Below are 21922 nucleotides of genomic sequence, written 5' to 3'. Positions count from 1 at the left end.
GGGCATTTGACCCCACATCGGCGCGACCGTATCTGCTGAGGACCGGGGCGCCGCTGCCTCCCCATGCCAAGCCCCAGTCCGAAGCTCGAAGCCATGACCATCCGTCCCCTCGTCATCCTGCCCGATCCGATCCTGCGCAAGGTCTCGGAGCCCGTCGGCCCCGTGACGGACGAGATCCGGACCCTCGTCGCCGACATGTTCGAGACGATGTACGACGCCCCCGGCGTCGGCCTCGCGGCGATCCAGATCGGGGTGGCCAAGCGCGTCGTCACCATCGACACCTCGAAGGACGAGGATGCCCGCCGGCCCCAGATCTTCCTCGATCCCGAGATCGTCTGGGGCTCGGAAGAGAAGCGCTGCTACGACGAGGGGTGTCTGTCGATCCCCGAATATTACGGCGAGGTCGAGCGACCCGACCGGGTTCGGGTGCGGTTTCGCGATCTCGACGGGGCGACGCAGGAAATCGAGGCCGATGGCCTCCTGTCCACCTGTATCCAGCATGAGATCGACCACCTCAACGGCGTGCTGTTCATCGATCACCTGTCGAAGCTGAAGCGCGACCGGGTGATGAAGAAGTTCACCAAGGCGGCCAAGCGCGACGCCGCCTGACGCTCAGCCTGAGGATCGACCGATGCGCGTCGTGTTCATGGGCACGCCGGATTTCGCCGTACCGACGCTGGCGCGTCTCCACGCCGACGGCCACACCATCGCGGCCGTCTACACCCGCGCGCCGGCCAAGGCCGGGCGCGGTATGGCCCTGAAGCCCTCCCCCGTGCAGGTGATGGCCGAGGGACTCGGGGCTCCGGTGCTGACGCCCGCGACCCTGAAGACACCGGAGGCCGTCGAGACCTTCCGGAAGCACGCGGCCGATGTCGCCGTGGTGGTCGCCTACGGAATGCTGCTGCCCCAGGCCATCCTCGACCTGCCGCACCACGGCTGCCTCAACCTCCATGGCTCGCTGCTGCCGCGCTGGCGTGGCGCCGCCCCGATCCAGCGCGCCGTGATGGCGGGCGACGCCGAGAGCGGCGTCGGAGTCATGCGGATGGAGGCGGGGCTCGATACCGGGCCGGTGGCCCTCGAGGCCCGCCTGCCCATCACCCCCGGCATGAGCGCCGGTGCCCTGCACGATGCCCTGATGCCCCTCGGCGCCGACCTCATGGCTCGCGCCCTCGCGTGCCTGGAGGGCGACGGCCTCACCTTCGTGCCGCAGCCGCCCGAGGGCGTCGTCTACGCCCACAAGATCACCAACGACGAGGCGCGCATCGACTGGTCGCGCCCGGCGGCGGCGGTCGCCAACCACATCAACGGGTTGAGCCCGTTCCCGGGCGCCTTCGTGGAGGCCGATCTCGGCAAGGGCAATGAGCGCGTGAAGGTTCTGGGCGCCGTCGTGGCCGACGGTGAGGGCACACCCGGCACGATCCTGGACGAAGCCTGCACGCTCGCCTGCGGCACTGGCGCCGTCCGCCTCACGGGTTTGCGCCGGGCCGGCAAGGGCGGGGCGGCCACGGGATCCGACTTCCTCCGCGGGGCGCGCCTCGCCCCCGGCGCGCGCCTCGGCGCCTGATGCCGCGCTACAAGCTCGTCATCGAGTACGACGGAACGCCGTTCTACGGCTGGCAGCGCCAAGCGACGCACGCCTCCGTGCAGGGCGCCATCGAGGCGGCGGTGACGCGGTTCTCGGGCGAGACCGCCGGCCTCACCTGCGCCGGCCGCACCGATACGGGCGTGCACGCCACGCATCAGGTTGCGCATCTCGACCTCGACAAGACGTGGCGGACGGATGTGGTGCGCGACGCCCTCAACGCCCATCTGCGCCCGCAGCCGGTCTCCATCCTGTCGGCCGAGATCGTCGATTCCTCGTTCAACGCCCGTCATTCGGCGATCCGCCGGCATTACCGGTACCGCATCCTCAACCGGCGCAGTCCGGCGGCCCTCGACCGGGGCCGGGTCTGGCACGTTCCCTGGCCCCTCGACCTCGCCCTGATGCAGGCCGCCGCTCTGCCCCTCCTCGGCCGCCACGATTTCAGCGCCTTCCGGGCCGCCGAATGCCAAGCGAAAAGCCCCATCCGGACGCTGGAGCAACTCGACGTCGCCCGCCTGCCCATGGGGTTCACGGAGGAAATCGTGGTGGCGGCCTCGGCCCGCTCGTTCCTGCATCATCAGGTCCGGGGCCTCGTCGGAACCCTGGTCCTCGCCGGCTCCGGGCGGCTCACGCCGGGGGATGTCGCCGACATCCTGGCGAGCCGCGACCGCAGCCGCTGCGGGCCGCTGGCACCGTCCAGTGGGTTGACGCTGGTGGGGGTGGATTACCCGGACGCGGATTCCACCCTATCAAGTTAATATCAGGTTGATTTTCTCCAATTCATCGCCGCAATCTGCAACCTAGACGAAATTGTCTCGGACTGCCGGAGCGGCCACGATGGAAACACCCTTTCGAATCGTCATTCTCGTCGCCACATCGTTCGCCGCCCTGTCACCGTTCATTTTCATCGCCATCCGGGAGGCGATCAAACGACAGCGGCAGGAGACCATCAAGGATCTGGCCCTCGTCTTCGAGATCGCCGACGCATCGGGTCCGCTGCTGATCCCCTCTTTCGAATTCGTGAAATACAAGTATTTCATCGGCCCGAAGCGTCGTTCCGTCGCGTTGGCGAGCCCCGTCACCGCCAACACCAAGCTGCCGGACAATTCCCGTTGGAAGGAGGATTACGCGACCCTGTCGTGGATTCTCGGAAGCATCCCGTTCAGCGTCCTGTCCGGGTTCGCCGTCTTCTATATTCTGTCGCTTCTGCTGTCTCTGCTGGCGCCTGCGGCGGTCGATCCCGCCCCCTTCCGCTGGCCGGGGGTGAGCTACCCGACCCTGGAACACCCCGGTATCGTCTGGCTGCTCGGCCTATGCGCGGCGATTGCCGGCAGCTATCTCATGGCGCTTCGGAGTTTCTATCGGGCGGTCAAGAATTTCGACTTCAGTCCCAGCACCCTCGTGGGTGAAACGATCCGGATGCTCCTGAGCGCGGTCCTGGCCCCGATCCTCGCCGTGGGATTGCTCTGGATCGGGACCGGAGCGGCGAATGCCCTCCTCAGCACCGACGTCCCGATCACGGCACCGCTCGTCATCGCCGCCGTGGTGGCCGCCAGTTTCTTCGCGGGCGTCATGCCGGAAGTCGTTCTCCGCGGCATCGTTCAAGGAGACAAGCTTCGGAAGTTCAAGCGTGAAGAGGGAGATGTCTTCAACGCGTTCAAGATCACGCCGGTGGAGATCATCGATGGAATCGACAGCGACATTCGTGTGCGCCTCGAAGACCACCATATCCACTCGACGCAAAATCTCGCCGCCGCCAATCCGTTGATGCTGTTCGTCGAAACACCCTACGGGGTCTACCAGATCATGGACTGGGTCGCCCAGGCCCAGCTCTGCAGCTCCGTCGGGCGCGACAAGATCATCAATCTCTGGCCCCTCGGGATTCGAACCCTGTTCGATCTCGAGCGCTTGGCCGCCTGCCACGATTCCGCCCACGAAGCGCTCCTCCTCGAAGTCGGGCGCGTCATCCTCGGAGAAAGTCTGGTTCCCAAGATCCTCCCGGATCCGACGGCCACGGCAGCCCTGGTGCGGGCCAGCATCGAGTTGCGCCTCGACGATCCACACGTGCAGCGCCTGCGTCAGATCTACATGGCCGTGGGCGAGCGCCTCGGCCAGAACAGCCGCCGCTTTCGATCGAACCGCGCCCATCTCCACGCCTGTCCGGGGCGCCGTTGGTTCTGCCGCACCTGGACGAAAAAGCGCCGACCGACCCCCAATGCGGCGGCGTCGAACACACATCAGGGGTCATCGACCGGCACCATGTCGGGAGCCGCGCCGGGCCATCAACCGCCCGGTGCGGACCGCGCCGAAGCCGCGAAGTAAGCCGCGATCACCCGCGTGTAGATTGCCGTGAGCCGGTTCAGATCGGCAACGGCGACGCATTCGTCGGTCTGGTGCATGGTCTCGCCCACGAGGCCGAACTCGATGACCGGGCAGGCGTCCTTGATGAAGCGGGCATCCGAGGTGCCGCCCGTGGTCGAGAGCTGCGGCACCTGGCCCGTCTCGGTCTCGATGGCCGCCATCACCAGGTCGGTGAAGGCGTCCGGCTCCGTGAGGAAGGCGGGGGAGTTCGAGGGCAGGAGATCGAGGCCGTAGCGCACGGTGTCGCCGGCGGCACGATCGAGGCGCGCCCGGATCTCCGCCCCCAGGGTCTCGGCGGTCCAGAGGTCATTGAAGCGGATGTTGAACGTCGCCCGCGCCTCCGCCGGGATGACGTTGGTGGCGGGATTGCCGACGTCGAGGGTGGTGAATTCGAGGTTCGAGGCGTCGAAATGCGAGGTGCCGCCGTCGAGGGGCTCGGCCAGCAGCGCCCCCGCGAGGCGCAGCATCCCAGGGATCGGATTCTCGGCCCTGTGCGGATAGGCGACGTGCCCCTGGCGGCCCTGCACGGTGAGCTTGCCCGTGAGGGAGCCGCGCCGGCCGATCTTGATCATGTCGCCGAGGCGTTCGGGGTTCGTCGGCTCCCCGAGCAGGCAATGGTCGAAGCGCTCGCCCCGCGCCTGCGCCCATTCGAGGAGCTTGACGGTGCCGTTGACGGCCGGCCCCTCCTCGTCCCCGGTGATGAGGAAGCCGAGGGAGCCGGTGAAGGCGGGTCCGGCGGCCTCGAGATAGTCGAGGGCGGCGGCGAGCATGCAGGCGATGCCGCCCTTCATGTCGACGGCGCCGCGTCCGTACAGCACCCCGTCCGCCACCGTGCCGGCGAACGGCGCGTGGCGCCAGGCGGCGACGTCTCCCGTCGGCACCACGTCGGTATGGCCGGCGAACAGCAGGTAGGGCGCCCCGGTGCCGATGCGGGCGTAGAGGTTGTCGATATCGGGCGTGCCGGCCTCAGAGAAGCGCGGGCGATGCACCGTGAAGCCGGCCGTCTCCAGCACGCCGCCGAGCCAGGCGAGGGCGCCGCCCTCCTCCGGCGTGACGGACGGGCAGCGGATCAGGGCCTGGGCGAGGCCGAGCGGCGAACGATCGAAGGATGCTGGCACGTCCAGGGTCTCGGCGGATCAGGGTCTCGGCAGATCTTGCACACGGCCATAGGCGCCGCCTCCGGCGCATGCAATCGGGGCTTTCGGTGGCCCGGCCGCGAGGTTATCTCCCGGTCATGGCCCTGTCCTCCGAAGAAATCGAACGCTACGCCCGCCACATCGTCCTGCGCGAGGTCGGGGGACCGGGGCAGGCCCGCCTCAAGGCGGCGCGGGTCCTCGTGGTCGGGGCCGGCGGCCTCGGCGCGCCCCTGATCCAGTACCTCGCGGCGGCCGGGATCGGCACCCTCGGGGTCGCGGACGACGACACCGTGTCCCTGTCGAACCTTCAGCGGCAGGTGATCCACGGCACGCCGGATCTCGGCCGCCCGAAGGTCGAGAGCGCGGCCGATGCCGTCGCCCGGCTCAACCCGCACGTGACCTTCGTGGCCCATCCCTTCCGTCTGACGCCGGACAACGCGGCGGACCTGATCGCGGAATACGACCTCGTCGCCGACGGCTCGGACAACTTCGCCACCCGCTATGCCGTCTCGGATGCCTGCTTTCACGCACGGCGCCCCCTGGTGACGGCGGCTCTGGGCCAGTTCGACGGCTCCCTCACCACCATCCGGGCGCACGAAACCGGGGCGGACGGGCGACCCAACCCGACCTATCGCTGCCTGTTCCCGAACCCGCCGCCCCCCGGTTCCGTGCCGGCCTGCGCCGAGGCCGGAGTTCTCGGGGCGCTGGCCGGTCTCATGGGCTCGCTCATGGCCCTGGAGGTGATCCGCGCGGTGACGGGCTTCGGCGAGCCCCTGGTGGGGCGCCTGCTCATGGTCGATGCCCGCTCCCTGCGCTTCGAAACCCTGCGTTATAGCTGGGACGATGCGAATCCCTTGAACGGAGAGACATCAGGAGACGACACCAGCACGGGCGGATAGTCGAGGGGATTGGAGAACCCCAAGGGCTACACTTCGAGCGCATCGCAGCATCCGGCTCCGACGGCAAGATGGTAGCTTGCGTTGAAAATCGTATTTTGTGCTCAAGGGATAGTCATGACCTGCACAATACGCCCTCAATCCGATGGAAATTAAGGGCGATCTTGCAGTGCAGCAAGAGATTCTGACGGTAAACTTCCACCCGTGTCGCCCTTCCGCCAAAAAGCGTCGCCATTCGACAAGCCCACCCCTCTTGCCTCGCTAGATTTTCATCAGTCTCGATACAGCTGAACACCGCCAAGGGTGTCATCGACGATTGTCATCTGGCGATATCGCGTAGAGGTTATAAGCACATGGGCCGTATAACCCTGGAGGGAGTCAGCAAGATCTTCGGTGCAAAGCATGCCGAGGCCGTCGCGTTGATATCTCAGGGCAAGCGAAAGGCCGAGATCGCCGAAGCTTGCGGTGCCGTCGTCGGATTGCGCGATATCTCGTTCGAGGTTCACGAAGGTGAGATCCTCATCTTGATGGGCCTCTCGGGTTCGGGAAAATCAACGCTTCTGCGGTGTATGAATAGGCTCGTGGAGCCGACCTGCGGACGAATTCTGGTCGATGACGTCGACGTGACCAAGCTCGGCCGCAAGGAGCTTCTCGCGTTTCGCCAGAAGACCTTCGGCATGGTGTTCCAGCATTTCGCCCTGCTTCCCAATCGGACGATCCTGGGGAATGTCGGCTTCGGCCTCGAAATCAAGAAGGTGCCCCTCGCGCAGCGCACCGAGCGTGCCATGCAGGCGATCGAGCTCGTCGGGCTGAAAGGCTGGGACGCCAAGTACCCCCACGAGCTCTCGGGCGGCATGCAGCAGCGCGCCGGCCTCGCCCGGGCCTTGGCCGCCGACGCCGATATCCTGCTCATGGACGAGGCGTTCAGCGCCCTCGATCCGCTGATCCGCCGCGATATGCAGGCGGAACTGCGCGAGCTGCAGCAGAAGCTCAAGAAGACCATCGTGTTCGTCTCCCACGATCTCGACGAGGCCGTCGCCCTCGGGGGCCGCATCGTGCTCATGAAGGACGGCGAAGTCGTCCAGATCGGACAGCCCGAGGAGATCGTCGCCCGGCCCGCAACCGACTATGTCGAGCGGTTCGTCGAGCATATCGATCTCGTTTCGGTCATGCGGGTGGAACAGGTCGTGGACCGGGCTTCGCCCGTTCTGGCGCCGACGCAGACCGTGGCGGAGGCCCGCGCGCGGATCGGGGACGCCGGGGGCGACGCCTGGCTCGCCGCCGATGGCGATGGCCGCTTCGTCGGGCGTGTGCGGGCCACCCGGCTCGCGGCCGCCGCGCCGATGGAAACCGTTGCCGGCCTCCTCGACCTCGATCCGAAGGTCGTACCCGCCGGCACCCGCCTCGATGCGATCCTCGAACAGGTCGCGGCCGAAGGGGTCCTGGCCGTCGTGCATCCGGACGGGCGCCTGATCGGCGGCCTCACCAGCCGCGACGTGGTGCGGGCTCTGGCGACCCGCCCCGGCGGGCATGGCCAGACTTCCAGCGAACTCTCGACACTCTCCAAGCCGACAGGAGCGGAGCGATGGACTGGACCGTCCCCAAATTTCCCCTCGACACGCTCAGCGACGAAGGCCTCGACTGGCTCACCGACCATGGCGCATGGCTGACCCGCGCCGTCAGTCGCACCGTTTCGGACTGGATCGAAACGGTGACCACGGCCCTGGTTTCGATTCCGCCCTGGGCCCTCATCGCCGTGCTGGCGCTCGGCACCTATAAGATCGGCGGACGCAGGGTTGGGCTGCTGACGCTGTTCGGGTTGCTGTTCCTGTGGAATCTGCGCCTGTGGCAGGCGACGGTCGAGACCCTCGTGCTCGTCATCCTGGCCACATGCGTCGCCCTGCTGATCGGCATTCCCCTCGGCATCTGGTTCGCCCTCAGCCGGCGGGCTTGGCGGACATTCTCGCCGGTGCTCGACATGATGCAGACGCTGCCGAGCTTCGTCTATCTCATCCCGGCCCTGCCCTTCTTCGGACTCGGCGCGGTCTCGGCCTGCTTTGCCACCGTGGTGTTCTCGGTGCCGCCGGTGATTCGCCTGACGGCCCTCGGCATCCGCAACGTGCCCACCGAGCTCGTCGAGGCTTCCGACGCCTTCGGCAGCTCGGCGACCCAGAAGCTGTTCAAGGTGCAGTTGCCCCTCGCGCTCCCGACCATCATGGCCGGCGTGAACCAGACCATGATGCTCGCCCTCTCCATGGTGGTCATCGCGGCGATGATCGGGGCCGGCGGCCTCGGCCGCGCGGTCTGGCAATCGATCCAGCGCCTCGAAGCCGGCGCCGGGTTCGAGGCCGGCATCGGCATCGTGATCCTGGCGGTCATCCTCGACCGGGCGACCCAGGCGCTGGCCGCCAGAGCCCGCCCGCACGCCTGAGGCGCGGGGCCGGGATCTCGATCCCAATCCCCCCGCCGCGGTCACCGTGGCGGAGGGACCTCCCAGCCTGAGCAAGGCTCGCGCGACGCCCGGACGGTTCGGGCGTCCCTCTCCCACCGTGTCCGCTTCACGCTCTCGTTCCGAAGTAAGGATCAACCGATGCTCGCACGAACCCTCGGTATCGCCCTGTGCGTTGCCCTCGCCCAGACTCCGGCGGAAGCCGCCGGCAAGCAGGTGCGTCTCGCCTATGTCGAGTGGGCCGACGCCGTCGTGGCGACCAACATCCTCAAGCAGGTGTTGGAGGAGAAGGGGTTCCAGGTGAAGACGATCCCCCTCGCCGCCGCGGCCATGTGGCAGGCGGTGGCGACGGGCGACGCCGATGCGAGCGTCGCGGCCTGGCTGCCGGTGACGCAGGGCGCCTATTACGAGAAGCTCAAAGATCGCCTCGAAGTGGTCGGCCCCAACGTCACGGGCGCCCGCATCGGCTGGGCCGTGCCCACCTATTCGCCCCTGAACTCCATCGAAGACCTGAAGACCAAGTCCGCCGCGGTCGGTGGCCAGGTGATCGGCATCGATCCCGGCGCCGGCGTGATGAAGAGCTCGGAGGCCGCGATCAAGGCCTACGGTCTCCCGGTCAAGCTCGTCGACGGTAGCGACGCCACGATGACGAGCGCCCTCAAGGACGCCGTGCGGCAGAAGAAGGACATCGTCGTCACCGCCTGGACGCCGCACTGGATGTTCGCCCGCTACGACCTCAAGTATCTCGCCGACCCGAAGAAGAGCTTCGGCAACGACGAGACGGTCAATACGCTCGCGCGCAAGGGTCTCAAGGAGGATATGCCCGAGGCTTACGCGATCCTCAAAAAGTTCAAGCTGACCACCAAGGACGAAGAAGCCGTGATGGCCCAGAACGAGGAGAGGGGTGCCAAGCCATCCGAGACGGCCGCAAAATGGATCGCGAACAATCGCGCGACCGTGGATGGCTGGCTGAAATAAGATTTCCAACCGTTATCTTCATAGACTACGATGGATCGAAAGATCGGGCCATCAGAAGCCTGCGATCCATCGTAAAATGCCTCCCAAACTCGGCGCAACGGTCGTTTCCATCGACAAGCGACGCGGAGCAGACGTTTGGCGAGGCATTTTTAGCGATACATTAAGCATAACACTGTTCATGCGAAACGCATGTCCGTGCAGGGTTGGTCGCGCCGAGCAGGGTCCGGGTTCACACCGTGTGGACCTGGAGGAATCGAAATCAAAGCGGGGGCTTTTCATGACAATCAAAGGATTTGGCGCCACCCTTGTACTCGGTACGACCGGCATGATGCTGTACGCATCGGCGGTCGCTGCGCAGACGCAGCGGACTCAGGAACTCGATGCGGAACCGAGCCGGGTGAACCGCGAGCAACCCATCGCGGTGCCGGATCCGACACCACAGCCCCAGGCCGCGCCGGGATCACCCGGCAAGTTCACCTTCGGCGGCGCCATCCGTGCCCGTTACGACTGGCGCTTCAACGACGTCGGCCTCGGCGGCCAGCCCAAGGCTTCGGAGCATTTCGATTTCGACACCCTGTCGCTGAAGGCGGCCTACGATTCCGACACCATCTTCGGCGCGGCGCAATACCGCTTCTACGGCGGCAGCTCCATCTACGGACCCCGGAACGGCTATCGCGGCTTCCCCGGTGAGGTCAGCTTCCCGATGTGGGCGTATCTCGGCTACAAGTTGACCCCCGAGGACAGCATCACCGTTGGCCTCAACCAAACCCCGTTCGGTCTGACGCCATATTTCGGCACCAGCTTCATCGAGACCCTCGGATTCACGATGGGGATCGAGGAAGTCTACAACCTCGGCGTCAAGTACTCTCACGTGGAGCCGGACCTGAACTATCAGGTCGGCTTCTATCCGGGCGCCAACCCGAACGCCATCGGCCTCAGCCTCGACAGCGCCCGCTACTCGACGAACATCGTCAAGGCCGATTCCTACGTGCCGTTCGCCACCCGCAACGCCGAACAGAACATGTTCATCGGCCGGGCCGAATACTTCGTCGTCAAGAACGATCTCGCATCCTTGGCCTTCGGCGCCTCGATCTGGCACTCGGACCTCTACAATTCCGATACCCGCCAGACCGGCACCAAGCAGCTCGAAGGCGTGCACATGCTCGCCACTTACGGCGCCTGGGGCTTCAAGGGCATTTATGTCCGTCAGGACATCGACCCGCGCAACCCGGTCCGGAACGATCTCATCGGCATCGGCGGCTTCGACTTCTCGTACAACATGGCGACGCGCGGCAACTTCGTCTCGGCGGAAGTCACCTACAAGATCGCCGATCCCATCGGACCGTTCACGGCCGTGCCGTATGCGGGTTACAGCGCCTTCTACAAGGACAAGGCCTCGTTCCAGACAAGCGAGCGCTTCATCCTCGGTGCCGCCTGGACCTTCACCGCCGATCCGAACCTCGTGATCTACACGGAAGGCGTGTTCGGCCGGAACGATCCCTATGTCGGCGCCGGACAATTCGTCAACGGCCTCGCCCAAGGCGGCGACAACCGCTGGAAGACCCGCTTCATCATGAACATCGGCTACTACTTCTAGCGTGATCCTTCTCGATGGGCCGGAGCCTCGACAGCTCCGCTCCATCGGCATGACCCGTTCGGCCTCGGGAGGATGTCGATCGAAGGCCCCGTCCTCTCGGGGAAGGCGGGGCCTTCGCTCCTCTTCCACAATCACAAATCAGGTCCTGGCGGCGTTTCGAAAAGCAATGCCGTGGTCGAGAAATTTATTCGTTAGCCGACTCAGCCCTCGACACGTCTTGTACCAACCGATTCACCCGCAAGGGGTGACCAAGCATACGTTCGTCACAACGTATTCTCTCGAAAAGACAGAGATTTAGACCTTCCTTAACCAGTTTACACTCAGTCTTCCCGGACAGAAAACCGGTGACGGCAGAGCGTAATGACGATCAGGAACGGGCTGTCCAACAAGCTGATGTTCGCCACCGGAGCGGCCGTCACGGCGGCCCTGATCGGGTTTCTCGGCGTGACGGGCTGGAGAACCGCCGATCGGGTGCGGGCCGATGTCACGCAGTTGGCGATCAAGGAGGCGCAGGTCGCCGCGAACCAGGTCGGCATCCAACTGACGGAAGCGGTCTCGGCCGGCACCGCCATGACGGCGGCCGTGACCGGGCTCCTCGAAGCCGGCTCGGCGCGCCGGACCGATCTGGTGAGCGTCGCCCGGGCGACAGCCCTGCGCTATCCCAACCTCTACGGCGCCTGGATGGCCGACACGGTGGATCGCACCGTGGGGACGATGCTGCCCGGGACGGAAGCCGTCAACCCGAAGGGCGTGTTCACGCCGTATTGGACGAAGAACGCATCGGGCGGCCTCGATTTCTCGACCTTCGCGTTCGACGGCAGCGAGCAATGGTACAGGGGACCGATCGCCTCGGGCCAGAGCCTCGTCACCGAACCCTATCTCACGAAGCGCGGCGACCTCGTGACGTCGATCACTGCCCCCGTGACCCTAGGGGGCCGCATCGTCGCCATCGGCGGCGTCGACATCAAGCTCGACATGTTGCCGACGATGCTGGGGGCGCTCCACCCGTTCGGAAGTGGCCGGGTGATGCTGCTGTCCCAGGGCGGCAAGTGGCTCTCTCCGCCCACGAAGGGCCTGGAGATGAAGCCCTATGACGGGATCGGCGCCAGCGAGGTCACGCAGGCCCTGGCGGACGGTCGTTGGCGCGCCCTCCCCGGCGGCCCGGACGGCGCCCTCCGGCTGATCTATCCGTTCTCCGCCCCCGGCATGAACACCACCTGGGCCATGGTGATGGACGTGCCGGCCCAGGTCATCGCGCAGCCGATCTACGCGCAGCTCGCCGAGACGGCGACGGGCGGCCTCGTCGTTCTCATCGTCGTCCTCGTGACGATCTACGGGACGACGAAGCTGCTCATCGACCGGCCCCTCACCCGTTCGGTGCGGACGATCGAGGCCCTGGTCGACCGGCGCTACGACACCGTCATCGCTGACCGGGACCGGACGGACGAGATCGGCGCCATCGCCAAGGCCCTCGAGATCTTCCGGGACAAATCCCGTCAAGCCGAACTCCTCGCCGAAGCCCAGGAGGCGCAGCAACGCAACCAGTTGGCGCGCGCCGAGACGATCCGGAGCCATTCCCAGGCTTTCGATGGCAAGGTTTCGACTCTGACCGAGGCCGTGCTGAAGCTCGTGGGCGATCTCGATACGGCGTCCACCACCCTCAAGGGCGGCGCCGACGCGACGACCCTGCGCAGCACGTCCGTGGCGGCGGCCTCCGAACAGGCCTCGGCGAATGTCGGCGCCGTCGCATCGGCGGCCGAGCAACTCCTGGCCTCCGTGCAGGAAATTGGACGCCAGATCACCCTCTCGACGGAGGTCGCCGCCAGCGCCGTGGTTCAGGCCCAGGACGCGAAGGGGAAGGTCGATGCCCTCGCGGGAGTGGCCGGACGCATCAGCGAGGTGATCAAGCTCATCAACTCCATCGCGGCGCAGACCAATCTCCTCGCGCTGAACGCGACCATCGAGGCCGCGCGGGCCGGGCCGGCGGGGAAGGGCTTCGCCGTGGTCGCCGCCGAGGTGAAGGAGCTGGCCAACCAGACTTCGCGGGCGACGGACGAAATCGCGGTTCAGATCGCCGCGGTGCAATCCGGCACCGGGGATGCCGTGCAGATCATCCAGGACATCTTCGGCACTATCGAGCGCATGAGCGCGATCTCGCTTTCCATCCGCGAGGCGACGGACCAGCAGGGCTTGGCCATGCACGAGGTCGCCCGCAACATCCAGGAAGCGTCCATGGGCACCCTCGAAGTTTCGGAGAACATCTCGGCCGTGTCGCGCTCTGCCAGCCAGACCGGCGAGACGGCGGGTGTGGTCAGTTCCGCCGCGATGGTGCTTCAGGGCAAATCGAACGAACTGCGCGGGGAGGTTCTGTCGTTCCTGTCGAATATCCGCCTCGCCAGCTGAACCGGGACCGGCGTCAGCGCCGGTCCGCCAGTTCGAGGGTCCGTCCCGTCTTGGCCGCCATGGGACGCACGGAATGCGGCTTGCCCTCGCATTTGGGCTGCTTGCGCTCGGAACTCGGCGGGTGACCGAAATGGTCGACATAGGCCTTCGAGAAATGCGAGGCCGAGGCGAAGCCGCATTCGATGGCGATGGTAAGGAGCGGCATCGCCGTCTGTCGGATCAGATGGCGAGCGTGTTCCAGGCGGATGCACAGGTAGTGCCGGGCCGGTGAGCGCCCGAGATACTTGAGGAACAATCGCTCGAGCTGACGTTTCGAGAGATGGACCGCCTCGGCCAGATCCTGGCTCGCGAGGGGCTCGGCGAACGTCTTCTCCATGAGATCGACGACGTGCAGCAATTTCGGGTGCGCGATGCCGAGGCGCATGCGCAGGTCCATCCGCTGCCCCTCGCCCGATTCGCGAATGCGGTGGTGGATGAGCTGTTCGGCGACGGCGGCGGCGAGGTCCGTGCCGTGGTCGCGCGTGATCAGGGACAGCATCATGTCGGCCGCCGCCGTTCCGCCGGCGCAGGTGAAGCGGTTTCGGTCGATCTCGAACAGATCCGAGCCGACCTCCAGTTGATCGTATTCCGACGACAGGCTGGCGACATTCTCCCAGTGGATCGTCGCCCGGTAGCCGTCGAGAAGCCCGGCCTTGGCCAGCACGTAGGTTCCCGTGCACACGGCGCCGATGGCCGAGCCGCGCGTACAGCTTCTGCGCAGGGTCGTCTGCAGGGACCGGTGATCGTACCGCTGAATATCGACCCCGCCGCAGACGATGAGCATGTCGAGGGTCTCGGTCTCGCCGAAGGTGCCGCCGACCTGGACTTCGACACCGTTGGACGCCTGACAGGACTTTCCGTTCTCCGACCACAGCGAATAGCGGTAGAGATCGCGTTGCGCCGCCCGGTTGGCGAGGCGCAGGGCCTCGATCGCCGACGAGAAGGCGATCATCGAGAATTGCTCGACGAGCATGAAGCCGACGGTCGTCACGTCGCCGCCTGCCCGACTCCCTCGATGCGGGAGCACGCCACCGGTCCCTATCGTCATCAAACGCCCCGTCGCGGCTCAGCCCTCCGGCCCCACGTCCTGAGAATTGCTCAAATGTAAGCGCGGCACCAGTCGGAAAGACGGGCAGCTGTGCATCGCGACCGTGCAGCCGCCAAACCCCTCAGCCGGGTCCTGCATCGGTGAGGAAACGAAGTCGCGAATCGCCAACTCACGGTCGCCGTCGCGCAAGCTGTCCGAGTCGCGCCGACCCATGATCCAGCATCACAGCGAGGCCGATCCATGCGTCGATTTTCCCTCTCGTCGCTGCTCTCCGAGTCCCTGAACGGGCACAAGGGCTGGGGCCGCCAATGGCGGGATCCGCAGCCGAAACCCGCCTATGACGTCGTCATCGTGGGCGGCGGCGGCCACGGTCTGGCGACGGCCTACTACCTCGCCACCGTGCACGGCATCACCAACGTGGCGGTCCTCGAGAAGGGCTGGATCGGCGGCGGCAACACCGGCCGCAACACCACGATCATCCGCTCGAACTACCTCTACGACGAGAGCGCGGCCCTCTACGAGCACGCCCTCAAGCTCTGGGAGGGCTTGAGCCAGGAGCTGAACTACAACGTCATGTTCTCCCAGCGCGGCGTGCTCATGCTGGCCCACAACCTGCACGACGTGCAGAGCTTCAAGCGCCACGTCTACGCCAACCGCCTGAACGGCATCGACAACGAGTGGCTGTCGAAGGAGGAGTGCAAGGAGTTCTGTCCGCCGATCGATATCTCGGGCTCCCTGCGCTACCCGGTCCTCGGCGGCGCCCTGCAGCGCCGGGCCGGCACCGCCCGCCACGATGCCGTGGCCTGGGGCTATGCCCGCGGCGCCGATGCGCGCGGCGTCGACATCATTCAGAACTGCGAAGTGAAGGGCATCCGGCGTGATGCGTCCGGCGCCGCCATCGGCGTCGAGACCACTCGCGGCTTCATCGGCGCGAACCGCATCGGCGTGGTCGCCGCCGGCCACACCTCCACGGTGATGGCCATGGCCGACGTGCGGATGCCGCTGGAGAGCTACCCGCTCCAGGCGCTCGTCTCGGAGCCGGTCAAGCCGGTCTTCCCCTGCGTGGTGATGTCGAACGCCGTCCATGCCTACATCTCGCAATCCGACAAGGGCGAGCTTGTCATCGGCGCCGGCACGGACCAGTACACCTCCTACAGCCAGCAGGGCGGCCTCCACATCACCACCCATACCCTGGATGCGATCTGCGAGGTGTTCCCGCAATTCACCCGCATGCGGATGCTGCGGTCCTGGGGCGGCATCGTCGACGTGACGCCGGATCGCTCGCCGATCATCGGCAAGACCCCGGTCAAGAACCTGTTCGTGAATTGCGGCTGGGGCACCGGCGGCTTCAAGGCGACGCCCGGCTCGGGCCACGTCTTCGCCCACACCCTCGCGACGGGCGCCCCCCACGCCATCAACGCGCCCTTCACCCTGGACCGCTTCCGCACCGGCCGCCTCATCGACGAGGCCGCCGCCGCCGCCGTGGCGCACTGATCCCGCGCATCGTCCGAGAGGCGGCCTCCGGCCTTCGGAACCGGACGATGCGCACACGACGATCCGGGGCTGAAGCCCCCTCCCCTCCACACGCCGCGACGAGACGCCCGATGCTGCTGATCGATTGCCCCTATTGCGGAAAACGCCCCGAGACGGAGTTCCGGTGCGGCGGCCAGGCCCATATCGCGCGGCCCACCGATCCGTCCGCCCTCAGCGACGCCGACTGGAGCGAACACCTCTTCGTCCGCGCCAACCCGCGCGGGGTCCATGCCGAGCGTTGGAACCACATCCATGGCTGCGGCCGCTGGTTCAACGCCCTGCGCGACACGGTGAGCGACCGCTTCATCGAAACCTATCCGGTCGGAAGCGAGCCCACGACGGGCTCTCACCCGAGCCAGGGCACCGAGCCCACCCGTTCCACCCAGACCGAGACGAGGGCGTGATGGCACAACCGTTCAGATTGCCCCGTGGCGGCCGCGTCGACCGCACCCGCCCCATCAGCTTCACCTTCAACGGCCGGACGATCGAGGGCTTCCAGGGCGATAGCGTCGCCTCCGCCCTCCTCGCCAACGGCGTCCACCTCGTCGGGCGTTCGTTCAAGTATCACCGCCCGCGCGGCATCCTGAGCCACGGCTCCGACGAGCCGAGCGCCCTGCTCTCCGTCGATCGCGGCCGGGGCCGGATCGACCCGAACAACCGCGCCTCCGTGGTCGAAGCGAGAGCCGGCCTCAAGACCCAGTCCCAGAATCACTGGCCGTCCCTCGAGTTCGACGTCGGCGCGGTCAACGACCTGCTGTCGCCGGTCTTCGTGGCGGGGTTCTACTACAAGACCTTCATGTGGCCCCGGAAGTTCTGGGACAAGGTCTACGAGCCGATCATCCGGGGCGCCGCCGGCCTCGGCAAGGCGCCCGTGGAGGCCGATCCCGACCGCTACGCCAACCGCCACGCCCATTGCGACGTCCTCGTGGTCGGCGCCGGTCCGACGGGCCTCGCCGCCGCCCTGGCCGCCGCCAAGACCGGCGCGCGGGTGATCCTCGCCGACGAGGGTCCGGAGCCCGGCGGCTCCCTCCTACACGACGTCACCTCGGAGATCGACGGCCGCCCGGCGGCCGCGTGGCTCGCCGCCACCCTCGCCGACCTCGACGCCCGCGAGAACGTGATCCTGCTTCCTCGCACCACGGTGTTCGGCTACTACAACCACAACCACGTCGCCCTCACGGAGCGGGTCACCGACCACCTGCCCGGCGCGACCGGTACCGCACCGCGCGAGCGGCTCTGGCAGGTGCGCGCGGAGCAAGTGGTGTTGGCCGGCGGCTCGCACGAGCGGCCCCTCGTCTTCGCCGACAACGACCGTCCCGGCATTCTCCTCGCCGAGAGCGTGCGCGTCTTCATCAACCGCTATGGCGTCGCGCCGGGCCGCCGCATCGTCTTCGCGACGAACGGTGCCTCCGCCTATACCTGCGCCCACGACGCGAAGGCGGCGGGCCTCGACGTCACCCTTGTCGATTTCAGAACCGAATCCGAATGCGGCCCCGAACTGGGGCGCCTGCGCGCCGCAGGCGTCGAGGTGCTGACCGGCCACACCGTGGTCGGTTCCAAGGGCCGCAAGCGCGTCACGGGCCTTCTCGTGGCGCCTGTCGGGAGCGACGGCCGGTGCGGCGGCCGTCGCCTTCTGCCCTGCGACTGCGTCGGCATGTCGGGCGGCTGGACGCCCGCCGTGCACTTGTTCTCGCAATCGCGCGGCAAGCTCGCGTACGACGCCGCCCGCGATGCCTTCCTGCCTTCGGTCTCGGCCCAGGCCGAGCGCTCTGCGGGGGCGGCGAATGGCGCCTACGATCTCGCGGCCTGCCTCGCGGAAGGTTATGCGGCGGGCGCGGCGGCGGCGGCCTCCGAGGACCGGCGCAGCTTCACGGCGACGCCGACCGCCACCGGCTTCAAGCCCGTCCGCATCATGCCGACGGATGCCGACCCGACGAAGCAGCGCGCCTTCGTGGATTTCCAGAACGACGTCACCGCCAAGGACATCAAACTCGCCGTGCGCGAGGGCTTCCAGTCCATCGAGCATGTCAAGCGTTACACCACCACCGGCATGGCGACGGACCAGGGCAAGACCTCGAACATGAACGCGCTGGGCATCGTCGCCGGGCAGCTCGACAAGTCCCTGCCGGGCGTCGGCACAACGACGTTCCGTCCGCCCTACACGCCCGTGACCTTCGGCGCCCTCGTGGGCCCCGCGCGCCACGCCCTGTTCGATCCCATCCGCACCACGCCGATCCACGAATGGGCCGAGCGCCAGGGCGCGAAGTTCGAGAACGTCGCCCTCTGGCGCCGGGCCTGGTACTTCCCGCGCGGCAGCGAAGACCTGCACGCGGCCGTCGCCCGCGAATGCAAGGCCGTGCGCGAGGGCGTTGGCATCTTCGATGCGTCGACGCTGGGCAAGATCGAAGTGGTCGGTCCGGACGCGGCCGAGTTCATGAACCGCCTCTACGTCAATCCCTGGCTGAAGCTCGAACCCGGGCGCTGCCGCTACGGCCTGATGCTGAAGGAGGACGGCTACATCCTCGACGACGGCGTCGTGGCCCGCGTGTCGCAGGATTGCTTCCACGTCACCACCACCACGGGCGGCGCCGCCCGCGTGCTGGGCCACATGGAAGACTACCTGCAGACGGAATGGCCCGAGCTCGAGGTGTTCCTGACCTCGACCACGGAGCAATGGTCGGTGATCGCCCTCCAGGGACCGAAGGCGCGCGCGGTGATCGCCCCCCTCGTCGACGGTATCGACCTGTCGCCGGAAGCCTTCCCCCACATGGCCATGCGGACGGGCACGATCTGCGGCGTGCCGACCCGGCTGTTCCGCGTCTCGTTCACGGGTGAACTCGGCTTCGAGATCAACGTGCCGTCCGATCAAGCGGCCGCCGTCTGGGAGGCGATCTTCGCGGAAGGCCAGCCCCACGGGATCACGCCCTACGGCACCGAGACGATGCACGTCCTACGCGCCGAGAAGGGCTACATCATCGTCGGCCAGGAGACGGACGGCACGGTGACGCCGGACGATGTCGGGCTTGCCGGCATGATCGCCAAGGCGAAGAAGGACTTCGTCGGCAAGCGCTCGCTCGCCCGGCCGGACGTCGTCGCCACCGGCCGCAAGCAGCTCGTCGGCCTCGTCACGGCGGACCCGAAACTGGTCCTCGACGAGGGCGCCCAGATCGTCTCCGACACGAACCAGCCGATCCCCATGCGGATGCTCGGCCACGTCACGTCGAGCTACTGGAGCCCCAATTGCGGTCGCTCCATCGCCATGGCCCTCGTGGCGGATGGGCGGCTCCTCATGGGCAACACCCTCCACGTCACGACGCCGGAGGGCTTCACCACCGTCACCGTGGTAGACCCCGTCTTCTTCGATCCCAAGGGAGAGCGCATCAATGCTTGAGGTTCGCTATCGCACCGCCCGCACGCGCCCCCTCGCCCGGGCGACGCTCCCCGCCGCCCTCGATCCCGGCCTGACGATCCGACCCGCCGAGGCCGGGGCGCGCTTCTCCCTGCGCGTCCGCAAGGCCACCGGAACGGTGGCGGGGCTCCCCCTCGACGGCCCCATCAACAGCCTGGCGGGTGACGACGCCCGCTGGATCGCCCGCCTCGGCCCCGACGAGTGGTTGATCGGCACGAGCGAGACCGAAGCGGATGCCCTCGCGGCCGCCGTCGCGTCGGATCTCGCCGGCACGGCCCACGCCCTCGTGGATGTCTCGCACCGGAATGTCGGCATCGACGTCAGCGGCGCGAAATCCGCGATCCTGCTCAACGCCGGATGCCCCCTCGACCTCGGCGACACGGCCTTCCCGAGCGGCAGTGCCACACGCACGCTCCTGGGCAAGGCCGAGATCGTGCTGATCCGGTGGCCGGGCGCCACCCCACGCTACCGGGTCGAGTGCTGGCGCTCGTTTGCCACCTACGTGCACGGCTTCCTGGTCGAGGCCGGACTCGGGACCACCGCACCGTCCAAAGCCGCGTGATGATCAGCGCCTTCGATCTCTTCAAGATCGGGATCGGTCCGTCGAGTTCGCACACCATCGGCCCCATGGTCGCCGCGCGTCGCTTCCGCGAGCGCGTCGCCCCTCTCGACGGCGTGGCGCGGGTGAAAGCCGAGATCTTCGGCTCCCTCGCCTGGACGGGGCGCGGACACGGCACCGACGTGGCGATCTTCCTCGGCCTCCTCGGGCACGATCCGGCCACCGTCGATCCGGACCGGGTGGCGGATTATACGCGGGACCTCGCCGAGAGCGGCGCCCTCGGCCTCCCCGGTATCGCGTTCGATTCCGAGCGCGATCTGATCTTCAACTTCACCGAAGTGCTGCCGCGCCACACCAACGGGATGCGGTTCCGCGCCCTCGACGGCGACGGCGCGGTCCGGGACGAGATGGTCTGCTACTCCATCGGCGGCGGATTCGTGGAAACCGAGGGCGACGCCCGCGCGGCCGGTCCCGAGGCCGTCGCGATGCCGTTCCCGTTCGACAGCGGCGCCGATCTCCTTCGGGTCTGCGACGAGAGCGGCCTCGGCATCGCCCAGGTTCAAATGGCCAACGAATTGGCCCTGCGCTCGGAAGCGGACATCAACGCCGGACTCGATGCCATCCGGGACGCGATGCTTTCCTGTATCGCGCGGGGCTTGCGCAAGGACGGCGAGTTGCCGGGCAGCCTGAAGGTGCGTCGCCGCGCCAAGAGGCTGCACGAGACCCTGGAGGCGTCGCGCCTGAGCAACAGCCGGCCGGCCCATCAGATCATGGACTGGATCAGCCTGTTCGCCCTGGCGGTGAACGAGGAAAATGCCTCCGGTGGGCGCATCGTCACGGCCCCGACCAACGGCGCCGCCGGCATCGTTCCGGCGGTCCTGCGCTACATCGTCGATTTCTGTCCCGAATGGTCGGATCAGCGCGGCCGCGACTACCTCCTGGTCGCCACCGCCATCGGCGGCCTGATCAAGCGCCGGGCCTCGATTTCCGGCGCCGAGGTGGGATGCCAGGGCGAGGTCGGCTCGGCCGCCGCCATGGCCGCCGCCGGCCTCGCGGCGGTGCTCGGCGGCGATGCCCGCCAGATCGAGAACGCCGCCGAGATCGCCATGGAGCATCATCTCGGCATGACCTGCGATCCCATCGGCGGCCTCGTCCAGATCCCGTGCATCGAGCGCAATGCGTTCGGGGCCAACAAGGCGGTCGCCGCCGCCTCCCTGGCCTTGCACGGAGACGGCCTGCATTTCGTCACCTTCGATCAGGTGATCGAAACCATGCGCCAGACGGGCGCCGACATGCAAGAAAAGTACAAGGAGACCTCGCTCGGCGGTCTCGCGGTCAACGTCACGGCCTGCTGACCCGTCCCCGTGGAACCGGATACCCGGCATCGTCGTATGCCGGGTCGAGACCGCCCCCGCTCGAAGCAGATCCAGCCCACCGCTGCGCCCGTGGAGCCGACGACGCGGCCGCTGCCGGCCGTCCCAGCCCTTCTCTCGATCCCGCCGCCATCGCTCGTGTCGCGCCAGGAAACCGTTTCCGGCCGATGGCTTCGGATTGCCTTAGCGGGACAGGCTCCCTGCTTTGGAAGGCTGGGCCAGGGGTGAGGTGTCGTTCGTATCCGAAGCGATCCCCTGCCCGGCCCCGGAGGGCCGCGCCGGAAGCGTGCAAGCCAGAGCCGCCACGGCATAAACGCGACACGCCTGCGTTCCTGAGCCTTGAGGTCCGCTGCGGCCCCCGGAATGACCGGGTGCTCGATCGCGTCCGACGGTCTCAAATCACCCCTGCGATCATCCTGCCCCGAGGGAGGCGGCGACGCGCGCCGCACGAAACCGACATCACGGCGTTCCTTCGGACCGGCGAAGGTGGCCCCGCCCGCGTCCGTGCGCCCCACCATCCGACCCGGACGAGTGCACCGCAAAAAGGCAGCTTGCCCGC

17 protein-coding genes are annotated in these 21922 nt (G+C 67.3%); 15 read left to right on the top strand and 2 right to left on the bottom strand.

The window, feature by feature from the left end; all coding sequences use genetic code 11:
• The first annotated feature begins 93 nt into the window (after positions 1–93).
• From def to BM249_RS13205, 4 genes are all read left to right on the top strand, one after another.
• The gene (gene def / locus BM249_RS13220) at positions 94–609 is read left to right on the top strand and encodes a peptide deformylase (RefSeq protein ID WP_091972524.1); all 516 of its coding nucleotides are present in this window, start codon (positions 94–96) and stop codon (positions 607–609) included.
• Positions 610–631: 22 nt separating this feature from the next.
• Positions 632–1564 carry a methionyl-tRNA formyltransferase gene (gene fmt, locus BM249_RS13215; RefSeq protein ID WP_091972523.1) on the top strand — a complete coding sequence of 311 codons (933 nt, stop codon included), beginning with the start codon at positions 632–634 and terminating at the stop codon, positions 1562–1564.
• A complete protein-coding gene (gene truA, locus BM249_RS13210; RefSeq protein ID WP_091972522.1) occupies positions 1564–2340 on the top strand; it encodes a tRNA pseudouridine(38-40) synthase TruA in 777 nt (258 codons plus the stop codon). The genes fmt and truA overlap by 1 nt, the downstream gene beginning before the upstream one ends.
• A gap of 79 nt (positions 2341–2419) precedes the next feature.
• Positions 2420–3904, top strand: a complete 1485-nt coding sequence (locus BM249_RS13205; RefSeq protein ID WP_091972521.1) for a hypothetical protein — start codon at positions 2420–2422, stop codon at positions 3902–3904.
• On the opposite strand, the gene dapE is transcribed toward BM249_RS13205, so the two are convergent.
• Entirely contained in the window at positions 3865–5061 is a 1197-nt protein-coding gene (gene dapE / locus BM249_RS13200) for a succinyl-diaminopimelate desuccinylase (protein ID WP_091972520.1), read from the bottom strand. The two genes, BM249_RS13205 and dapE, sit on opposite strands and share 40 nt — an antisense overlap.
• 116 nt (positions 5062–5177) lie before the next feature.
• Between dapE and BM249_RS13195 the strand changes: the two genes are divergently transcribed.
• The 6 genes from BM249_RS13195 (at position 5178) to BM249_RS13170 (ending at position 13402) form a co-directional block, all read left to right on the top strand.
• Positions 5178–5978, top strand: coding sequence for a HesA/MoeB/ThiF family protein (locus BM249_RS13195; protein WP_091972519.1), 801 nt, complete (start codon positions 5178–5180; stop codon positions 5976–5978).
• Between the two features lie 350 nt (positions 5979–6328).
• The gene (locus BM249_RS13190; protein WP_091972518.1) at positions 6329–7645 is read left to right on the top strand and encodes a quaternary amine ABC transporter ATP-binding protein; all 1317 of its coding nucleotides are present in this window, start codon (positions 6329–6331) and stop codon (positions 7643–7645) included.
• Positions 7561–8406 (top strand): ABC transporter permease, encoded by an 846-nt coding sequence (locus BM249_RS13185; RefSeq protein WP_091972517.1) that lies wholly within the window; start codon positions 7561–7563, stop codon positions 8404–8406. Before BM249_RS13190 ends, BM249_RS13185 begins: the two co-directional genes overlap by 85 nt.
• Before the next feature lie 159 nt (positions 8407–8565).
• Entirely contained in the window at positions 8566–9402 is an 837-nt protein-coding gene (locus BM249_RS13180; protein WP_091972516.1) for a glycine betaine ABC transporter substrate-binding protein, read from the top strand.
• A gap of 277 nt (positions 9403–9679) precedes the next feature.
• Positions 9680–10999 (top strand): hypothetical protein, encoded by a 1320-nt coding sequence (locus tag BM249_RS13175; RefSeq protein ID WP_091972515.1) that lies wholly within the window; start codon positions 9680–9682, stop codon positions 10997–10999.
• Positions 11000–11359: 360 nt separating this feature from the next.
• Positions 11360–13402, top strand: coding sequence for a methyl-accepting chemotaxis protein (locus BM249_RS13170; RefSeq protein WP_091972514.1), 2043 nt, complete (start codon positions 11360–11362; stop codon positions 13400–13402).
• Positions 13403–13415: 13 nt separating this feature from the next.
• On the opposite strand, the gene BM249_RS13165 is transcribed toward BM249_RS13170, so the two are convergent.
• A complete protein-coding gene (locus tag BM249_RS13165) occupies positions 13416–14489 on the bottom strand; it encodes a GlxA family transcriptional regulator (RefSeq protein WP_425284830.1) in 1074 nt (357 codons plus the stop codon).
• Between the two features lie 240 nt (positions 14490–14729).
• Between BM249_RS13165 and BM249_RS13155 the strand changes: the two genes are divergently transcribed.
• The 5 genes from BM249_RS13155 to BM249_RS13135 all read left to right on the top strand — a co-directional run bounded on the left by BM249_RS13155 (position 14730) and on the right by BM249_RS13135 (position 21345).
• A complete protein-coding gene (locus BM249_RS13155) occupies positions 14730–15983 on the top strand; it encodes a sarcosine oxidase subunit beta family protein (protein ID WP_091972512.1) in 1254 nt (417 codons plus the stop codon).
• 110 nt (positions 15984–16093) lie between these two features.
• On the top strand, positions 16094–16426 hold the full coding sequence (locus BM249_RS13150) for a sarcosine oxidase subunit delta (protein ID WP_091972511.1): 333 nt from the start codon (positions 16094–16096) through the stop codon (positions 16424–16426).
• A complete protein-coding gene (locus BM249_RS13145) occupies positions 16426–19413 on the top strand; it encodes a sarcosine oxidase subunit alpha family protein (RefSeq protein WP_091972510.1) in 2988 nt (995 codons plus the stop codon). Before BM249_RS13150 ends, BM249_RS13145 begins: the two co-directional genes overlap by 1 nt.
• Positions 19406–19993 (top strand): sarcosine oxidase subunit gamma, encoded by a 588-nt coding sequence (locus tag BM249_RS13140; protein ID WP_091972509.1) that lies wholly within the window; start codon positions 19406–19408, stop codon positions 19991–19993. The genes BM249_RS13145 and BM249_RS13140 overlap by 8 nt, the downstream gene beginning before the upstream one ends.
• Positions 19993–21345 carry an L-serine ammonia-lyase gene (locus BM249_RS13135; RefSeq protein WP_091972508.1) on the top strand — a complete coding sequence of 451 codons (1353 nt, stop codon included), beginning with the start codon at positions 19993–19995 and terminating at the stop codon, positions 21343–21345. Before BM249_RS13140 ends, BM249_RS13135 begins: the two co-directional genes overlap by 1 nt.
• Positions 21346–21922: the final 577 nt, after the last annotated feature.

The sequence above is a fragment of the Methylobacterium gossipiicola genome (assembly GCF_900113485.1).
In the GTDB taxonomy this organism is placed as follows: Bacteria; Pseudomonadota; Alphaproteobacteria; order Rhizobiales; family Beijerinckiaceae; genus Methylobacterium; species Methylobacterium gossipiicola.
Note: the sequence above shows the minus strand (reverse complement) of the source record. Positions and strands in the feature narration are given on the sequence as shown.